At 55.7% G+C, this 16,883-nt stretch carries 14 protein-coding genes; 4 read left to right on the top strand and 10 right to left on the bottom strand.

Annotated elements, in window-relative coordinates; translation table 11 throughout:
- Positions 1-26 precede the first annotated feature (26 nt).
- The 5 genes from ACOTXR_RS12960 to flhB form a co-directional block, all read right to left on the bottom strand.
- A complete protein-coding gene (locus ACOTXR_RS12960) occupies positions 27-1,166 on the bottom strand; it encodes a glycoside hydrolase family 88/105 protein (RefSeq protein ID WP_058691018.1) in 1,140 nt (379 codons plus the stop codon).
- A gap of 4 nt (positions 1,167-1,170) precedes the next feature.
- Positions 1,171-2,754: an MFS transporter gene (locus tag ACOTXR_RS12955; RefSeq protein WP_058690993.1), complete on the bottom strand. Its 1,584-nt coding sequence runs from the start codon at positions 2,752-2,754 to the stop codon at positions 1,171-1,173.
- Positions 2,755-3,016: 262 nt separating this feature from the next.
- Positions 3,017-3,409, bottom strand: a complete 393-nt coding sequence (flhE, locus tag ACOTXR_RS12950; RefSeq protein WP_047027920.1) for a flagellar protein FlhE — start codon at positions 3,407-3,409, stop codon at positions 3,017-3,019.
- Positions 3,409-5,487 carry a flagellar biosynthesis protein FlhA gene (gene flhA / locus ACOTXR_RS12945; RefSeq protein WP_014884334.1) on the bottom strand — a complete coding sequence of 693 codons (2,079 nt, stop codon included), beginning with the start codon at positions 5,485-5,487 and terminating at the stop codon, positions 3,409-3,411. Before flhA ends, flhE begins: the two co-directional genes overlap by 1 nt.
- The gene (flhB, locus tag ACOTXR_RS12940) at positions 5,480-6,628 is read right to left on the bottom strand and encodes a flagellar biosynthesis protein FlhB (RefSeq protein ID WP_023330732.1); all 1,149 of its coding nucleotides are present in this window, start codon (positions 6,626-6,628) and stop codon (positions 5,480-5,482) included. The genes flhA and flhB overlap by 8 nt, the downstream gene beginning before the upstream one ends.
- Positions 6,629-7,130: 502 nt before the next feature.
- Between flhB and ACOTXR_RS12935 the strand changes: the two genes are divergently transcribed.
- From ACOTXR_RS12935 to ACOTXR_RS12920, 4 genes are all read left to right on the top strand, one after another.
- Complete coding sequence (locus tag ACOTXR_RS12935; RefSeq protein WP_014884336.1) at positions 7,131-7,706, top strand: fimbrial protein; 576 nt, start codon at positions 7,131-7,133, stop codon at positions 7,704-7,706.
- Between the two features lie 124 nt (positions 7,707-7,830).
- Positions 7,831-8,523, top strand: a complete 693-nt coding sequence (locus tag ACOTXR_RS12930) for a fimbrial biogenesis chaperone (RefSeq protein ID WP_023330733.1) — start codon at positions 7,831-7,833, stop codon at positions 8,521-8,523.
- Between the two features lie 89 nt (positions 8,524-8,612).
- Entirely contained in the window at positions 8,613-11,087 is a 2,475-nt protein-coding gene (locus ACOTXR_RS12925) for a fimbria/pilus outer membrane usher protein (RefSeq protein WP_148663886.1), read from the top strand.
- Positions 11,077-12,240 carry a fimbrial protein gene (locus tag ACOTXR_RS12920; RefSeq protein WP_023330735.1) on the top strand — a complete coding sequence of 388 codons (1,164 nt, stop codon included), beginning with the start codon at positions 11,077-11,079 and terminating at the stop codon, positions 12,238-12,240. The genes ACOTXR_RS12925 and ACOTXR_RS12920 overlap by 11 nt, the downstream gene beginning before the upstream one ends.
- A 46-nt stretch (positions 12,241-12,286) precedes the next feature.
- Here the strand turns inward: ACOTXR_RS12920 and cheZ are convergent, their stop codons facing one another.
- The 5 genes from cheZ to tap are packed head-to-tail and all read right to left on the bottom strand — an operon-like array spanning position 12,287 to position 16,882.
- Positions 12,287-12,931: a protein phosphatase CheZ gene (gene cheZ / locus ACOTXR_RS12915; RefSeq protein WP_014884340.1), complete on the bottom strand. Its 645-nt coding sequence runs from the start codon at positions 12,929-12,931 to the stop codon at positions 12,287-12,289.
- 10 nt (positions 12,932-12,941) lie between these two features.
- Positions 12,942-13,331: a chemotaxis response regulator CheY gene (cheY, locus tag ACOTXR_RS12910; protein ID WP_058690994.1), complete on the bottom strand. Its 390-nt coding sequence runs from the start codon at positions 13,329-13,331 to the stop codon at positions 12,942-12,944.
- Between the two features lie 17 nt (positions 13,332-13,348).
- A complete protein-coding gene (locus tag ACOTXR_RS12905; protein ID WP_014884341.1) occupies positions 13,349-14,398 on the bottom strand; it encodes a protein-glutamate methylesterase/protein-glutamine glutaminase in 1,050 nt (349 codons plus the stop codon).
- Positions 14,395-15,261 carry a protein-glutamate O-methyltransferase CheR gene (gene cheR, locus ACOTXR_RS12900; protein WP_421767041.1) on the bottom strand — a complete coding sequence of 289 codons (867 nt, stop codon included), beginning with the start codon at positions 15,259-15,261 and terminating at the stop codon, positions 14,395-14,397. Before cheR ends, ACOTXR_RS12905 begins: the two co-directional genes overlap by 4 nt.
- A gap of 19 nt (positions 15,262-15,280) precedes the next feature.
- Entirely contained in the window at positions 15,281-16,882 is a 1,602-nt protein-coding gene (gene tap / locus ACOTXR_RS12895; RefSeq protein ID WP_014884343.1) for a methyl-accepting chemotaxis protein IV, read from the bottom strand.
- Between the last annotated feature and the right edge of the window lies 1 nt (position 16,883).

The raw sequence follows: 16,883 nt of genomic DNA, 5'->3' as shown, positions 1-16,883 counted from the left end.
CCCGGCAGCCGCCGGGTTTTTTATTATCAGAAATACTTCCGCAAATACTCCGTCAGACACAGAATCGCCATGGCCTGTCCATAGGGCATCGACGTCAGCGGGATTTGGCGATAAAACGCCAGGTCGCTGCCCATCCCCGTGCCGAACGACGTTTGCAATAACTCCCCTTCCGGCGAGATATTTTTCACGATGCCGCGAATCGCTTTTTCAGCAACGTCAGCATACGCAGGCGCAACATAGCGCTTACGCACCGCTTTCAGGATCCCGTAGGCAAACCCGGCCGTCGCGGACGCCTCCAGGTACGAGCCCGGATCGTCCAGCAGGGTATGCCACAAGCCGCTCTCGTCCTGACACTTTGCCAGCGCGGCAATTTGCGCATTCAATACCTGCACCAGATAACGGCGCACGGCGTTGTTTTCCGGCAAATCAATCAGTTCGAGGAAATCCGGAATCACGATGGTGAGCCAGCTGTTGCCCCTCGCCCAGCGGGCACGGGCAAAGTTATGGTTGCCGTCGTAACTCCAGCCGTGGAACCACAGGCCCGTCTCCCGGTCCATCAGGTTCTGCACGTGCAGCAGGAACTGATACACCGCCTCTTCAACGTACTCCGGTTTGTTTAGCAGTTTGCCGATTTTCGCCAGCGGCAACACCGTCATCATCAGCGTGTCATCCCACATCTGCTGATGATTCTCTTCCGCCAGGGTGATGTGCTGCATGCCACCGTGATCGGTGCGCGGCATCTCGGTCATCGCCCATTCCGCCCAGCTTTCCAGCCACGGCAGCCAGGCCGGGTTTTTGGTCTCTTCATAACGACAGGCCAGCGTCAGGAACGGCGACATCGTATTGACGTTTTTGGTAGTGGCACCTTCAGCAAAACGGTCAGCAAACCAGCTGTCGATAATGTCGCGCATGCCTGTGTCACCGGTCTGGCAGTAATACTGCCAGATACCGTACAAACCGACGCCGTGCGTCCATTCCCATCCGACCCAGCCTTTGGTGTCGATCACGCGCCCGTCGTCCAGCCGCAGCAAAAACTCACCCGTCTTGTCGTGGATATTGACCAGGTTATGCGTCACCTTTTGAATCAGTGCTTTCAGCTCATCTCTGGCAATAAAGCGTTCAGGTTGACGCAATAACGGGCTATGTTTGACAGGCCAAACTTTCATCATCTTAACCTCTGTTGTATGTCGAATTCAGTACTGCACGATCCTTCAGCGAAGGTGCGGCTGGCTTATTGCGATTCAGATAACCGATGTTGTTATTACCCCACAGTGACGCATACGGCATACCGGCCAGCATCTCGACAGTGGCGCGGGCGTGCGGCGTCGCTGATTCCGGTATCGCATGACCCCACGCACGCATTTTCGCGGTCTCCTCGCGCAGCGTGCTGTGGGTCTGTAAATTCAGTCTGAAGCGCATGGAAACGAGGAATCCGCAGAACAGCACCAGGAGGGTGCCCACACTCAGGATCATCAAAATGGTATGGCTCACTTCCGCAGGCTGCACTTTCTGACCGCTGACAAAGCCGGACATCTGCATCACGATGCCCACCAGCATCACCGCACCGGCCTGAGAGGCTTTACGGGTGAGGGTCATGATGCCGGCGAAGATCCCTTCGCGGCGCTGACCGGTGATCACTTCGTCCACATCAGCGATGTAGGTATAGGTATTCCACGGCACGTAGTTGATACCGCCGCGGCCAAGACCGGCAATGGCAGAAACCAGCAGCAGCAGAGAATAGATGTCGCTCAGCCCGGCATAATAGAGGACGGCGTAAGAAAGAGAGGCCAGGCCAAACAGTACCACCACCATGCGGTAGGACGGCGCAGGACCAAAGCGAATGCACAGCGGGATCATCCCGAGCACGGCGAGAAACTGGAAGATGGCCATCGTACCGAGCAGGTTAGAGGCCATTGAGGCTTCCTGCATCAGCACAAACACCACGTAGTAGGTGAAGACCGCGTTAAATACATCCTGCGCAATGTAGCCGCCGAGATACATGCCCAGATGCTGGCGGAAAATTTTAATTCGCAGCGTAGAACTCAATTCCACGAACAGACGATTAAGGCTCTGGCCCAGCGTCAGCTTCTTCTTCTCTTCTTCAGCCCGCAGCGCCGCTTCGGACCATTCCTCACGCGGACGTTCCCAGGTAAAGCACCAGACGAAAATGAGCATCAGGGCGCACAGAACGGAGAAAACCAGGCTTGCATAGAAGAAGGAGACCGCATTGTCTTTACCGAAATGCGTGAGCAATATCCCGGGCAGAAAGGAGGCCAGAATGGCGGACATCTGCGCCATGGAAATACGCGCCCCGGAGAACTTGGTTTTCTGTTTGAAGTCATCGGTCATTTCCGGTACCAGCGTCTCGTACGGCACCAGAATCATGGTGTAGACGATATCAAACACCAGATAAGTCAGCAGGTAATACCAGAAATTCATGTCCCCCACCCACATCAGCGAGTAGCTGAACACGCACGGGATCCCCAGCAGAATAAAGAATTTACGTCGACCAAAGCGCTTTCCGAGCCAGGTCGTACCGAAGTTGTCCGTCAAAAACCCCATTAACGGACTGACAACGGCATCCAGTACCCGTGCCGCGGCAAAAATGAACGTTGCTTCAATCGGTGTGAGTCCACAGAAGGTGGTGTAAAAATACAAAAGCCAGGCCGCCGTCAGGGCGGTGGTACCCGCCCCGAGGAAATCACCTGACCCGTATGCAAGATAATTTGCGAGTCCAATTTTACGTGTTTTCATTGCCGTCAACCCTAATCAATGTTGGGAGACTCCCTGTAAGCAAACCTCGTCCGGGAGCTTTTACACGGCTACAGTAAAGGCATCGACTTCCTGATACCTTTCTGTTTCTGCCATCACGCAGGGGGTGAATGGCAAAAATGCAAAGAGTATCGTCACGCGTGTCACTGATTTATAAAACAGCGTTTCTTTTTCATCAAAAGGTGAGGTCAGTTTTGCGAGCCAGCCATCAGTATTCCCTGATGGCTGGTGAAAAAGCGGGCAGTTAGCGGTAGTTTACAATGACAGAATTGCTCTGCACTTTTAGCGCCGGGATCAAACGTCCCCCGCCCGGCACTTCCCAGATAAAACGCAAAGGTTCAATGGCGGGCACGCCGTTGAACGCCTGCGTCGTGCCATTCTCTCCGTCGATTTCCGTACAGCGACTCTGGGAGCAGAGCCGCACCCGCAGTCCGGCTGGCGTTGGGCCAATCAGTCTGTAATTCCAGACCACCATCCCCATCAGACCGGAAACCGCTTCAGAGGGCGACAGCGGAGTAGAAGACATGGCGACACCCCGGTTGCTCAGGGTCACGCCCATGCTGCTTGCCTGCCAGGCGCCTTCCCCGGCCGCCTGTGCCGCCAGCGGGAAGAACATAATCCAAAGCCATTTAGCCATTATTTTCCTCCAATCGTCGCCGTCATGCGGATATGACGGTTATCCGACAACTCCATATTCGACAGCACCACCAGCTGGTTCAGGCTGCGACGCAGGAAGCGCGACAGCAGCGGACGCAGCGCATGGTTGACCAGCAGCACCGGTGGTGCCCCCAGCATCTCCTGACGTGCCAGCGCCTCCTGGGTCTGCTCCAGCAGGCGATCCGCCAGACCTGGCTCCAGGCCGCCCCCGCCCTGCAGAGCCTGCAGCAGCAGACGTTCAAGCGGCGTGTCGAGGCCAATCACCTGCACTTCTCCGGTTCCCGGGAACCACTGCTGCGTGATTGCACGCCCCAGCGCCACGCGCACCACCGCTGTCAGCTCGTGCGGATCGCTTTGCAGCGGCGCATGCTCGGCAAGGGTTTCCAGAATGGTTCGCATATCGCGGATCGGCACTTTTTCCTCGAGCAGGTTTTGCAGCACCTTGTGCAGCGTGGTTAACGTCAGCACGCCCGGGACCAGATCTTCCGTGAGCTTCGGCATCTCCTGCGTCACGCGGTCGAGAAGCTGCTGCGCTTCCTGACGACCAAACAGCTCTGCCGAGAATTGCCCAATCAGATGATTAAGGTGGGTTGCCACCACGGTACTGGCTTCGACCACCGTATACCCCTGGATTTGCGCCTGCTCTTTCAGCGCACTTTCAATCCAGATGGCCGCCAGACCAAAGGCCGGATCGACGGTTTGCTCGCCCGGCAGCGTGCCTGCCGCGGTGCCAGGGTTAATGGCCAGCCAGCGACCCGGGTAGGCATCGCCGCTGCCAATTTCGACCCCTTTCATCAGAATACGGTAGCGTGCAGGCGGCAGATCCATATTGTCACGGATGTGAACCACCGGCGGCAGGAAGCCCATATCCTGAGCGAATTTTTTACGGATACTGCGGATACGGCCAAGCAGCTCGCCATCCTGCTGAAAATCCACCATCGGGATCAGGCGATACCCCACTTCCATTCCCAGGGAATCTTCCAGCTGCACGTCGTTCCACGTCGCCTCGACGGCCTGAGTATTCTCCGGCATTTTCACCGGAACCGGATCCGCCGCCGGTTGGGTTTCACGGCCACGCATCCACCAGGCAAGGCCCAGCAGACCCGCCGTAAACAGCAGGAAGACGAGGTTTGGCATGCCCGGTACCAGACCAAGCAGACCCAGAACGGCAGCGGCCAGCAGCATTACGCGCGGGTTACTGAAGAGCTGGCCAACCATCTGCTCGCCAACGTCCTGATCGGTACTCACGCGGGTGACAATCACGCCCGCCGCCGTGGAGATGACCAGCGCCGGGATCTGCGCGACCAGACCATCACCAATAGTCAGCAGCGTGTAGCTTTCCGCCGCGTGGCCCATGTCCATGCCGTGCTGCAATACCCCCACCAGCAGGCCGCCCACCACGTTAATCACCATGATCAGAATGCCCGCGATGGCATCACCGCGCACAAACTTACTCGCACCGTCCATGGATCCGTAGAAGTCCGCTTCCTGAGTGACTTCCGCACGGCGTTTTTTGGCTTCATCTTCCGCGATTAACCCGGCATTCAGATCGGCGTCGATCGCCATCTGCTTGCCCGGCATCCCGTCCAGCACAAAACGGGCGCCCACTTCCGCAATACGTCCGGCACCTTTGGTGATAACCATAAAGTTGATGATCACGAGGATAACGAACACCACGATACCGATAGCGAAATTACCGCCGACCAGGAAGTGGCCGAAGGCCTCCACCACTTTACCTGCTGCTGCCGCGCCGGTGTGTCCTTCCATCAGAATGATACGCGTGGACGCCACGTTCAGTGCCAGTCGCAGCAGAGTGGTAAACAGCAGAATGGTCGGGAACGCGGCAAACTCGAGGGTCCGCTGAGTGAACATCGCCACCAGCAGCACCATAATGGAGAGCGCAATATTAAACGTGAACAGCAGATCGAGGATGAATGCCGGGAGCGGCAGAACCATCATCGACAAAATTAACAGGATGAGAATCGGCCCGGCGAGGATCTGCCATTGGGTCGATTTCAGGTTGCCGGGCAGGCGCAACATTGCCACCAGATTAGCCATCAGTGTCCTTCTCGTTCATAAAATCCAGCGCGGCAGGCACCGGAAGGTTCTCAGGTTTCACAGGCCGTTGACCCCCGGCCAGACGCCAGCGTTTCAACTGCCATACCCAGGCCAGCACTTCCGCCACCGCGGCGTAGAGTTGTCCCGGGATCTGTTGTCCGATTTCCGCATGGCGGTATAAGGCACGCGCCAGCGGTGGAGCTTCCAGGATCGGCACGCGGTTTTCGGTGCCAATTTCCCGGATACGAAGTGCGATCAGACCCGCCCCTTTCGCCACCACTTTCGGCGCGCTCATCTTGTTTTCGTCGTAGCGCAAGGCAACGGAATAGTGTGTCGGGTTGGTGACGATGACATCCGCCTTCGGCACATCCTCCATCATGCGCCGACGAGCGGCAGCACGCTGCATCTGACGGATACGCCCTTTAACGTGCGGGTCACCTTCCATCTGCTTATATTCGTCACGGATATCCTGACGTGACATCCGCAGTTTCTTGAAATGGCTATAAAGCTGGAAGATAACGTCAAAACCGACCATCGGGATAATGCTGAGCACCACCAGCAGCGCGCAGAGTCCAACCAGATTCAGGGCATTACTCATGGCAGTAAGGGGCGACTCGCTGATGAGGCGCATCATTTCGGGCCAGTGGTACCAGAGGAAGAACCCGGCAGAACTGCCCATCAGCACCGATTTGAGAATAGCCTTGAGCAGCTCGGCCCCGGTCTGCGCCGAAAACATTTTCGCAATGCCCGGCAGTGGGTTCAGCTTCGAAAATTTGGGCTGCAGTGATTTTCCGCTAAACACCAGACCGCCCAGCATGACTGGAGAGACTAGCGCCACCAGCACCACGCCGGTAATTAAGGGCAGCAGCGCAACCATGGCCCCTTTTATTAACTGAATAATCTGGCTGAGGATCAGATTCGGGTCATTGACCATACTGTGGTCAAAACGTAAGCCAGTTGAGAGCATTCCCGCCAGCTTGCGGGCGAGCGACTCCCCACCCCACCAGATAATGCACACCCCTACGACAAGGATCAGCAGGGAGGTCAATTCTCGGGATCGGGGGATCTGCCCTTCCTCACGCGCTTTTTCAAGTCGGTGGGGTGTGGGGGCTTCCGTTTTGTCGTCGTTCTCTTCTGCCACAGTGCATGCTCAGCCCATTACGTCACGGTTATCTTGCCACGGGAGGTTATCGCCAATGGGTAGATAAACCCCTATAATCATGCCCTGTTAACCACTTTAACGATTAAACGCTGTAGCGAGGCCGTTTGCCGTTCAAAAAACGTACAACTCAGGTTTGGCAATCACTTTTTAATACTGATTATTTTTTAAAAGTGTTTTTAATAAAAATAAATATAAAATTTTTAAAAACTGAGTTGGCCGGTTTCATCATCAAAATACGTCTATTTTTTGATCAAAATATACTTATGGATAATATTAAATCGAAAAAATTATAATTGATTTATATTAATGATGGTTTTTCTCCAGTATTAAAATTTTTTTCATGACGGTTATAATAATTAATATTAATCTTGACCCGCAATTACTTGAAGGAAATTACCCGCTATACTTCTGCACGGTGTCAATTGAGCCAAAATATTAAATTGAATACCTAACGTGTTTTTAAACTCAGGAGTTTTTGCAGATGGATTTCAAAAATAACTTTATGGCTGGCGCAGTACTTGCGGCCATTTCGATGGGCAGTTTTGCTGCCGAAATGAATGCGGGGACGGTCCACTTTACGGGAGAAATTATTGAACCGAGCTGCACCATTCAGGGTGATAGCGGCACGGACAGTACGGTCCCTCTGGGGACGTACCCTAAATCTCTTTTTAAGGCGGTCGGAACTGAATCTTCCCTGACCCCGTTCTCGATTACGCTCGCAAACTGCCCGGTAAAGAGCGATGGGCTGCCGGCAGTACAGCTCACCTTTAACGGCACGACGACCCTGACCAATACCTCTACGCTGCTGGATGTCAGCAAAATCACCACCACCGGTGAGACTGCCGCTACCGGTATCGGCGTCGCCGTTAGCCCGGCGGGAAAAGACACTCAACTTATCACCATGGATGGGGCAGAAGGACAGGTTTATATTCAACTGGCCACCCGTACTACCGATACCATTAAAGCCGACTTTAACGCCCGCTATAAGTCATTTGCCGCAACGGTGACCGCTGGCCCTGCCGATGCGGATATGACGGTGAATATTTTATACCGTTAATACCTGTTTATCTAATATTCAGCATGCCACTGATTAGATAATGACACGTAATGCATCATGCTCCGATAATAGTCCGAAAGCGGACTATTATCATTATTTCAACCTGCTCCAATAAGGGTTTCCCGTGCGCACATCCCTGCTGTTTTTATTATGCCTTCCCGTCATAACAAGTTCGTTTTGTCACGCCGCGGGAATACAAATCGGCCGCACCCGCATAATTTACGATGCTGCAAAAAAGGAAGTTGCCCTGCCGCTTACGAACAGTGAAAAAGAATTGCCCTGGCTGATCCAGACCTGGACAGACACTGGCGATGGCAAAACGCGTGGGCCCTTTATTGTCACGCCCCCCCTCTTTCGACTCGATCCTCAAAAAGAGCAAAGCCTGCGAATCACCTGGAACGGCAGCCCGTTACCGAAAGACAAAGAGACGCTGTTTTATTTGAATGTCCGCACGGTGCCCGCAACCGCCGCAGAGGATGCCGATAAAAACGTGCTACGACTCATCTACAAAACGCGACTGAAGCTGTTCTGGCGTCCCGTGGGGCTCAACGGGACGCCAGGCGAGTCCTGCAAGAATCTGCGCTTCGTTCGCCAGGGCCAGCAGCTGACGGTGATAAACGACAGTGCGTTTTACACCGTTTTTGACTCTCTCTCGCTAGGCTCGCAGAAGCTCGAAAGCGCCGATATGGTGGGGCCAGCATCACGCGTTGATATCCCTCTTCCCGACGCTGCACCGGCGAATGACGTCAGTTGGCGGTGCATTACCGATTACGGCAATGCCTCCGAAAAATACACGTTCCATCTGACCAGGGGATAAACGACAGAATGATTGCAGGACGTAATTTCTTGCCTGTTGGGGGAACCTTTCGGCTGAATTCGGTTACCCGCTGTCTGGCGAGTACCCTGATGTTAATGATTTTTTCCGCAGATGCCCGGGAGTATCTCTTTTCCCCTTCCTCACTCGAAGGGGACATGCTGACGCAGCAGGATATCGACCTCTCGCTTTTTACAAAATCGAATGCCCAGTTGCCCGGCACCTACTCTTCCGTCATCACAATCAACGATCGCAGGCTGAAGGATGCCAACATTCGCTACGTCAGCAGATCTGACGGGCGCCTGATCCCCCAATTGAGCCCCGCGATGCTGCGCGCCTGGGGCATTAATATCGACCGTTATCCTCCGTTGCTGAAGCGTCCGGCGGAGGAAACGCTCCCAGAGTCGCTGGATAACTATATTCCACAGGCGTCTGCAGAGCTTGATTTCTCAACAATGACGCTTAGGTTGAGCATCCCCCAGGCCGCGCTGGCTGATAACGGTCGCGATTTTATCGATCCCTCGCGCTGGGACGATGGTGTTCCCGTCCTGTTCAGCGATTATTCGCTGTCGGGCTCGCAAAGCAAAGAAGATCGCGAGGACAGCACAGAAAGCCGCTATCTGAATTTGCGTACCGGGGCGAACCTGGGCGGCTGGCGTCTTAGAAACTACTCAACGTGGAGCAAATCGGACGGCGATTCACAGTGGGATAACATCAACACGTTCCTGCAGCACGACATCGACGCGCTGAGAGCGCAGTTCACCGCGGGCGAGAGCAGCACGCGCGGCGAAGTGTTCGACAGCCTGCAGTATCGGGGCGTCAATCTCGCCACGGACGAAGAAATGTTGCCCTATAGCCAACGCGGCTATGCACCGGTCATTCGCGGCGTCGCCAGCTCGAATGCGGTCGTCTCGGTGCGCCAGAACGGATATCTCATCTACCAGCAGAACGTAGCCCCCGGAGCGTTTGAGATCAACGACCTTTACTCCACCACCAACAGCGGCGACCTGGAAGTGACGGTGAAAGAGGCCGACGGCACCGAACATCACTTTACTCAACCCTACTCAAGCATCGCCATTATGCAGCGCCCGGGACACATGAAGTATGAATTGACGGCGGGCCGTTATCGCGCAGACAGCGGGAGTGACCAAAAGGAGCCCGACTTCCTTCAGGGGAGCGTCATCTACGGCGTCAACAATCTGCTGACCTGGTTTGGCGGGCTAACCCTTTCGCAAGACTATAATGCCCTCAATACGGGCGCTGGCATCGCGCTGGGGCCGCTGGGTTCGCTCTCTACAGACGTCACCGCCGCCGATACCACGCTTGACGACGGCAGCAAGCATGTCGGCCAGTCCTGGCGCGTACTCTATTCGGGGAAAATTGACGCCACCGATACCAATTTCACGCTTGGCAGTTATCGCTACTCGAGTCGCGGGTATTACAGCTTTGCTGACGCTAATCAGAAGCAGGACGGACACGATAGCGATTTGCTCTTCCGCTATAACAAACGCAACCGCGTTCAGGCCAGTATCAGCCAGAACCTTGCTGGCGTCAGTCTCTATCTTAACGGCTACCAGCAGGACTACTGGGGGACGTCGAAAAAAGAACGCAGCCTGTCGTTAGGTTTTAACACCGTTCTGTCTGGGGTGAGTTATCACCTGGCATATACCTACAGTAAAACGAACGACGAGGAGGCCGACCGGATGGTCTCCTTCGGCTTTAGCGTGCCGCTAACTCGCTGGCTCCCCCGCGCGTGGAGTAGCTATAACATCAGCAACACCAAAAATGGCTACACCCGACACAATATCGGCGTCAACGGAACGCTGCTGGACGACGAACGTTTAAGCTATTCGCTGCAGCAAAGCCATTCTAATCACGATGGGGAGGATACCAGCAGCGTATATGGTACCTATCGTTCTCAATACGCCAACCTGAATGCCGGTTATTACGTCTCTTCCGGCAGCGCGGAGCAGATGAACTACGGGATCAGCGGGGCCATTGTTGCACACCCCCGCGGCGTTACGCTGGCGCAGCCGTTAGGGAGCCAGTTTGCCATTGTCAATGCCAACGGCGCCTCCGGTGTACGCTTCCAGAACCAGCAGGGTATTCAGACAGACTGGCTGGGTAACGCCGTTATCCCGTCCCTGACGCCGTATCAGGAAAATGCGATTCGTATCGACACCGCAAGCCTGCCCGAAAACGTGGAGAGCAGCGATACGTCAATCCGGGTGATCCCTTCACGTAATGCCGCCGTTGAAAGCCGATTCGATGCGCACGTTGGTTATCGAATGCTGATCGCGTTAACCCGCCCCGGCAATCAACGCGTCCCCTTTGGCGCAATCGTCACCAGCGCGAACGCGGACCTGAGCGGCATCGTGGACGATACCAGCACGGTATACCTGGCCGGCGTCGGCGAGCCCACACAGCTCACGGTGAAATGGGGAAAAGCGCCAGACCAACAGTGCGTCGCCCATATTTTACAGCAGGCAGAGGGATACACGGAGAGCCCTAACGGTATCCGTTCAACCCGCGCGCTTTGTCAGCAGGAAACAGCTTATGCTCACTAAAATGAAAAGACGGACCCTTACGGTTTCTCTGACCAGCACGCTGATGCTGGTATCAACGGGGGCTTTCGGCGCCGTCACGGTACTCAAAAATTGTTTCGGAGCCCCACAGACGTATTCCATTGATTACCATCATGAATTTACATCGACGGAAAACGTTGCAAACAACGATTATGATATTCCGGGTCACCTGGTCGGCGCAGGTGCCGACCTGGAAGCAAACTGCACGTGCCCGGGAAACATGTTTTCGTCAAGCACCGTCTACGAAAAAACCCTGGCTGGCAGTCCCCTTAACCCCGGCACCAGCGGTACTGGCTATCTAACGGATAAAATTGATGCCCACATTACTGGCTATGCGGATGCGATTAACTCCCCGGACGGCAGCTCGCTCACCCCAATCCCGATCAATGAGTACCCGACCCCGCGGGGAAATATGCTTACCGTGCTCGAATCGAGCCTGTCTAAAACAGAAGAAGAAAGCGACGTATGCAGCAATGACTCCCGGCCTGACGGTGGTGCCGCATCGAAACGCAAGTTTCGCTGGAACGTCGTGGCCGTGCTGCTGCACATAAAAAAACCGATCCTGGGTGAAGAGGTGATTCCGGCGACGCTCATCGCCCAAAACTACGCCTGCCTTTATATTGGCACCGGTGGAAGCTGCGACGCTACTCAGGCAGAACACGTCTCTGATATCTGGTTTGGCGGCACCCTTTCTGCACCGCTGAGCTGCACCATCAACGCAGGCAGCACGATTGAAGTCCAGTTTGGCAGCATCGTCAGTAAACAGTTTACCCGCAAAGGGCAACCGCCTCAGGGCTATGCCCTAAAAAGCGTCGATATTAACTACCACTGTGACGATAACGCCGTTGGTAATAATGACCGGATAAAGCTCACCCTGACGGCCGACCAGGGCATAGTGGATAGCAGTACGCCCTACATTGCTAAGCTGCTTGAAAGGGACGATCTGGGCGTGCGGGTGTACGACGAAAATAGCCAGAACGTGGCGCTGGATGGGACTTATGCATTTCCAGTAAATCTGGACGAGCAGGGAAACGGCAGCGTTAAAATACAGGCGGTTCCCGTCAGCACCACGGATGCCACGCCCGCACCGGGGAGCTTCGAAGGAAACGTCACGGTGAAGATGGATCTGCGCTAGAACAGACCCTCAGGTTACGCAGGCAACCTGAGGGTAACGGCACCAATCAGAAGCCGAGGCTGTCCAGCAGATCGTCAACCTGATCCTGGCTTGCCACCACGCCCGCTTTGCTGGCGTCGAGCTGTGGGCCATTGAGCAGGCTTTCGTTCTCGCGTTTTGGACGGGCTGCCGGTTCCGGAATGTTCTCCAGCAGAACCATCAGCAGCTGGCGTTCAATCTCCTGAATCACATCCATCATGCGCTTGATCACCTGACCCGTCAGGTCCTGGAAATCTTGCGCCATCATGATATCCAGCAGTTGGGCGTTGGTGAAGCTGGTGTGGCCCGGCACATCCCCCAGGAACTGACGGGTATCGGTCACCAGCTCGCGGGCATTCGCCAGCTCAATCGGGTTCTCGAACCACTCGTCCCAGCGTTGGGTCAGCGCTTTCGCGCCTTTTTCCATCGCATCCTGATGGGGCTGCGACGCTTCAACGCTGTTCAGCGCACGTTCTGCCGCCTGGGCGGTCATCTGCACAACGTAGTCCAGACGATCTCGCGCGTCAGGAATCGCTTCCGCCGCTTCCGCAATCGCCTGATCCAGACCCAGCTCACGCAGGCTGTCACGCAGCATGCGCGTCAGGCTGCCAATACGGACGATGATATCGCTCGGCGAGTGTTCTTCAACGGGTTTCATAGCAGGTTGCAACATTTCCATCACCTCACATGCCGAGTTTCTCGAAGATCTTACCGAGCTTCTCTTCCAGGGTTGCCGCGGTGAATGGCTTCACCACATAGCCGCTTGCGCCCGCCTGTGCAGCAGCAATGATGTTCTCTTTTTTCGCTTCTGCGGTGACCATCAGAACCGGCAAGGACGCCATTCCCGCATCGGCACGAATGGTTTTCAGCAGCTCCAGACCGTCCATGTTTGGCATGTTCCAGTCGGAGATAACAAAACCAAACCCACCCGCCTGCAGTTTGTTCAGCGCATCAACGCCGTCTTCTGCTTCTTCAACGTTGTTGAAGCCCAGCTCTTTCAGCAGGTTGCGCACAATGCGACGCATGGTGGAAAAGCCATCCACAACCAAAAACTTAAGCTCTTTATCCGCCATAAAATAATACTCCTGAGTCAAATACGTATTGCCTGTCCGGCACTGATTTTCGCCAGCATCTGCTGGCTTACCTGGCTAAGATCGACCACTTCGCTCACGCCACCCATATTGATGGCCTCGCGCGGCATGCCGAACACCACACAACTTGCTTCATTCTGCGCAATCGTCCAGGCGCCAGCCTGGTGCATTGCAAGCATTCCGGCGGCACCATCGTTGCCCATCCCCGTCAGGATCACCCCAACGGCGTTGCGCCCCGCATGTTTCGCCACCGAATGAAACAGCACATCCACCGACGGACGGTGCCGGTTGACCGGCGGTCCGTCATGAATTTTGATTTGATAGTTTGCACCGCTGCGCGCCAGCTCCATATGCTTATCACCCGGGGCGATATAGGCATGTCCCGGGAGCACTCGCTCGCCGTCTTCCGCCTCTTTCACGCTGATCTGACACAGCTTATTCAGGCGTTCGGCGAACGAGCGGGTAAAGCCTGGCGGCATATGCTGGGTAATCAGAATACCCGGACTTGAAAGCGGCAATGGCTGGAGTACATGACGAATTGCCTCTGTTCCTCCGGTTGACGCCCCAATCACCAGCAGTTTTTCCGAGCTGAGTAACGGGCCGGCCTTCAGGGTTGCCGGGGCGGCCATTGGCTTATGGGCCGCCAGTTTTGCCCGCGATGCGGTACGAATTTTCTCCGCGATCATCTCGCTATACGCCAGCATCCCCTCGCGAATACCGAGCTGCGGTTTGGTGACAAAATCTACCGCCCCCAGCTCCAGCGCGCGCAGGGTGATTTCCGATCCTTTCCCGGTCAGGGAGGAGACCATCACCACCGGCATCGGCCGCAGCCGCATCAATTTCTCCAGGAAATCGATGCCATCCATGCGCGGCATCTCGACATCCAGCGTGAGCACGTCGGGGTTATATTTTTTAATTAAATCCCGCGCGACCAGCGGATCGGGCGCCGTTGCTACCATCTCCATGTCGCTGTGGCTATTGATGATTTCAGTCATGATCTGACGCATCAGCGCTGAATCGTCGACAGACAATACCCTGATTTTACTCATGCTTTTTCCTTACTCAGCGCATATACCGTTTGCCCACGCAGGCTAAACTCTCGCGCGAGGTTGCTGAAGTTTTCCGAGTGCCCGGCAAACAGTAAACCGTCAGGCTTGAGCAACGGAACAAACCGACGCAGAATGTCCTGTTCCGTCGTTTTATCAAAATAAATCATGACGTTACGGCAAAAAATGGCGTCGAATGGCCCCGGCACGTTGTACTGCTTGTCCAGCAGGTTAACGGGCGCGAATTCGACGCAATTCGCCAGCTCCTGGCGTACGCGTACCAGGCCTTCATGCGGGCCTGTCCCACGCATGAAATATCGCTGCAACTGCTGCGGCGACAGCGTTTTCAGTTCGTCCTGCCGATACACGCCGTTGCGCGCCTTCTCCAGCACCTCGGTGTCGATATCGCTGGCGTAAACCTTCCAGCGCCCGGGCGCCATCCCAAGCGTGTCGGCAAGTGTGATTGCCAGCGAGTACGGCTCTTCACCGGTCGAGGCGGCCGCACTCCAGACGCGATACTCCCCGGTACGACGCCGCGCGTGCTCTGCCAATACCGGGAAGTGGTGGGCTTCGCGGAAAAAGGCCGTCAGGTTAGTGGTTAACGAGTTGATAAAAGCCTGCCACTCTGCGCTGTTCTGGTTGGCTTCGAGCATGCTCAGATAGCGACCAAAATCATCCAGCCCCAGCGTACGCAAGCGCCGCACCAGACGGTTGTAGACCATGTCCCGCTTATGATCCGCAAGCACGATCCCTGCACGCTGGTAGATTAACTGACATATCCGACGAAAATGCGCGTCGGACATCGCGAGGCGCTGTGTCATCTGCAACAATAATGACGTTTGCCCAGGGGGCATTGGTGATGTCATAGCGCCTTCTTAATTACATTCAGGATACAACTGGCACGGCCTGCGACCGCCCGACTTCTGTTACTGCTTCAACGTGCTCTTTCACATTAAATACCGCGACCAGCCCGGTGAGACGATCCGCCTGGCTGGCCAGCTGATCGGTTGCCGCTGCCGCTTCCTCAACTAACGAGGCATTCTGTTGCGTCACCTGATCCATCTGGCTGACGGCCTGAGCAACCTGCTCAATGCCGCGACGCTGTTCGTCCGACGCAGACGCAATCTCGCCCATGATGTCGTTAACCCGCGTGACGGAGGTGACGATCTCATGCATGGTATGCGCCGCCGTATCCACCAGGGCTGAGCCTTGCTGGACGCGTGATACCGACTCTTCAATCAGGACCTTAATCTCTTTCGCCGCGTTGGCACTGCGGCTGGCCAGGTTACGCACTTCCCCCGCCACGACCGCAAACCCACGCCCCTGTTCACCGGCGCGCGCCGCTTCAACCGCGGCATTCAGCGCCAGAATGTTGGTCTGGAACGCGATACCGTCGATCACGCTGATGATGTCACCAATCTTTTGCGAGCTGGTGGCAATCTCCTGCATGGTGCTGGCAACGTGAGAGGCCTGATCGCCCCCTTTTTTCGCCGTCATTGCCGCCTGTTTTGACAGGTCAGACGCCTGACGCGCGTTATCGGCGTTCTGGCTGACCGTCGCGGTCAGCTGCTCCATGCTGGCCGCCGTCTGCGCCAGCGAGGCCGCCTGCTGCTCGGTGCGGGAAGAGAGATCGTTGTTGCCTGCCGCAATCTCTGAGATCCCGGTGTGCATGGCATAACTGCCCTGACGCACATCGGAGACGGTTTCCCGCAGGGCACCCTGCATCGCCTTCAGGCTGGCAAAGATCGCCGAAATTTCGTTCTTACCGAACACCGCCACCGGACGCGCCAGATCGCCCTTCGCAATACTGTCGAAGTGGCTGCTGATAATCGCCAGCGGCTGCACAATCATTTTGCGTGACCAGAGCAGTGCCCCACCGGTCAGTAGCCCCGCCAGAATCACGACGACGCCAAAGATCACACCCGACATGTGATAGCTGATACGGCTGTCTTCCTCTGCACGTTGAACAGACTGGTTAATATCCTGCTGCCACGCGTTAAAGCTGCCGTCGAACGCATCCTGTGAGGCCTGCACCGGCGCGGTCATAAAGTCCGAGAGCTGGTTGTTCTCAAGCCAGGTCGCCTGGTGGTCCAGATCGCTGTACCACTGTTCAAAGTTCTTCTTCATGGCGGCTTTCAGCGCGTGCTCTTTCTCGCTGCCCGCCGCCTGCGCCGTGAAAGCGTTAAACTGTGCGCCAGCCTGTTTCAGGCTGCTTCGCGCGGTGGCCATCAGCGCTTTAATGTCATCCGGCGGATAGCTCAGCGCGGTTAAGGTGCCCGCCTTGTTCAGCGCAGTGCTTGCCTGCAACAGCACGGCACGCGTTTGTGCCAGTGCGGAGCGCTGCTGATTACTCGCCTCAACATCCTGCAAATTCTGATAGCCATCGCGAAACGCCCAAAAAGACAACCCGTTACTGCCAACCTGCAACACACCGCAAAGGATCAGAATCAAAAACAGTGTGGTCGAGATACGAATACGATTTAACATC

It is taken from the genome of Enterobacter cloacae complex sp. IR53030 (assembly GCF_049238365.1).
Taxonomy (GTDB): domain Bacteria; phylum Pseudomonadota; class Gammaproteobacteria; order Enterobacterales; family Enterobacteriaceae; genus Enterobacter; species Enterobacter kobei.
The sequence above is the reverse complement of the archived record's forward strand: the minus strand, read 5'-3'. Positions and strand labels throughout refer to the sequence as shown.

Coding starts and splice junctions, on each gene's coding strand:
- flhE (WP_047027920.1), bottom strand. CDS start 3,409: ATGGCTAAATGGCTTTGGATTATGTTCTTCCCGCTGGCGGCACAGGCG.
- ACOTXR_RS12955 (WP_058690993.1), bottom strand. CDS start 2,754: ATGAAAACACGTAAAATTGGACTCGCAAATTATCTTGCATACGGGTCA.
- cheZ (WP_014884340.1), bottom strand. CDS start 12,931: ATGTTGCAACCTGCTATGAAACCCGTTGAAGAACACTCGCCGAGCGAT.
- ACOTXR_RS12960 (WP_058691018.1), bottom strand. CDS start 1,166: ATGAAAGTTTGGCCTGTCAAACATAGCCCGTTATTGCGTCAACCTGAA.
- ACOTXR_RS12905 (WP_014884341.1), bottom strand. CDS start 14,398: ATGAGTAAAATCAGGGTATTGTCTGTCGACGATTCAGCGCTGATGCGT.
- tap (WP_014884343.1), bottom strand. CDS start 16,882: ATGTTAAATCGTATTCGTATCTCGACCACACTGTTTTTGATTCTGATC.
- cheY (WP_058690994.1), bottom strand. CDS start 13,331: ATGGCGGATAAAGAGCTTAAGTTTTTGGTTGTGGATGGCTTTTCCACC.
- ACOTXR_RS12920 (WP_023330735.1), top strand. CDS start 11,077: ATGCTCACTAAAATGAAAAGACGGACCCTTACGGTTTCTCTGACCAGC.
- cheR (WP_421767041.1), bottom strand. CDS start 15,261: ATGACATCACCAATGCCCCCTGGGCAAACGTCATTATTGTTGCAGATG.
- flhA (WP_014884334.1), bottom strand. CDS start 5,487: ATGGCTAATCTGGTGGCAATGTTGCGCCTGCCCGGCAACCTGAAATCG.
- ACOTXR_RS12925 (WP_148663886.1), top strand. CDS start 8,613: ATGTTAATGATTTTTTCCGCAGATGCCCGGGAGTATCTCTTTTCCCCT.
- ACOTXR_RS12935 (WP_014884336.1), top strand. CDS start 7,131: ATGGATTTCAAAAATAACTTTATGGCTGGCGCAGTACTTGCGGCCATT.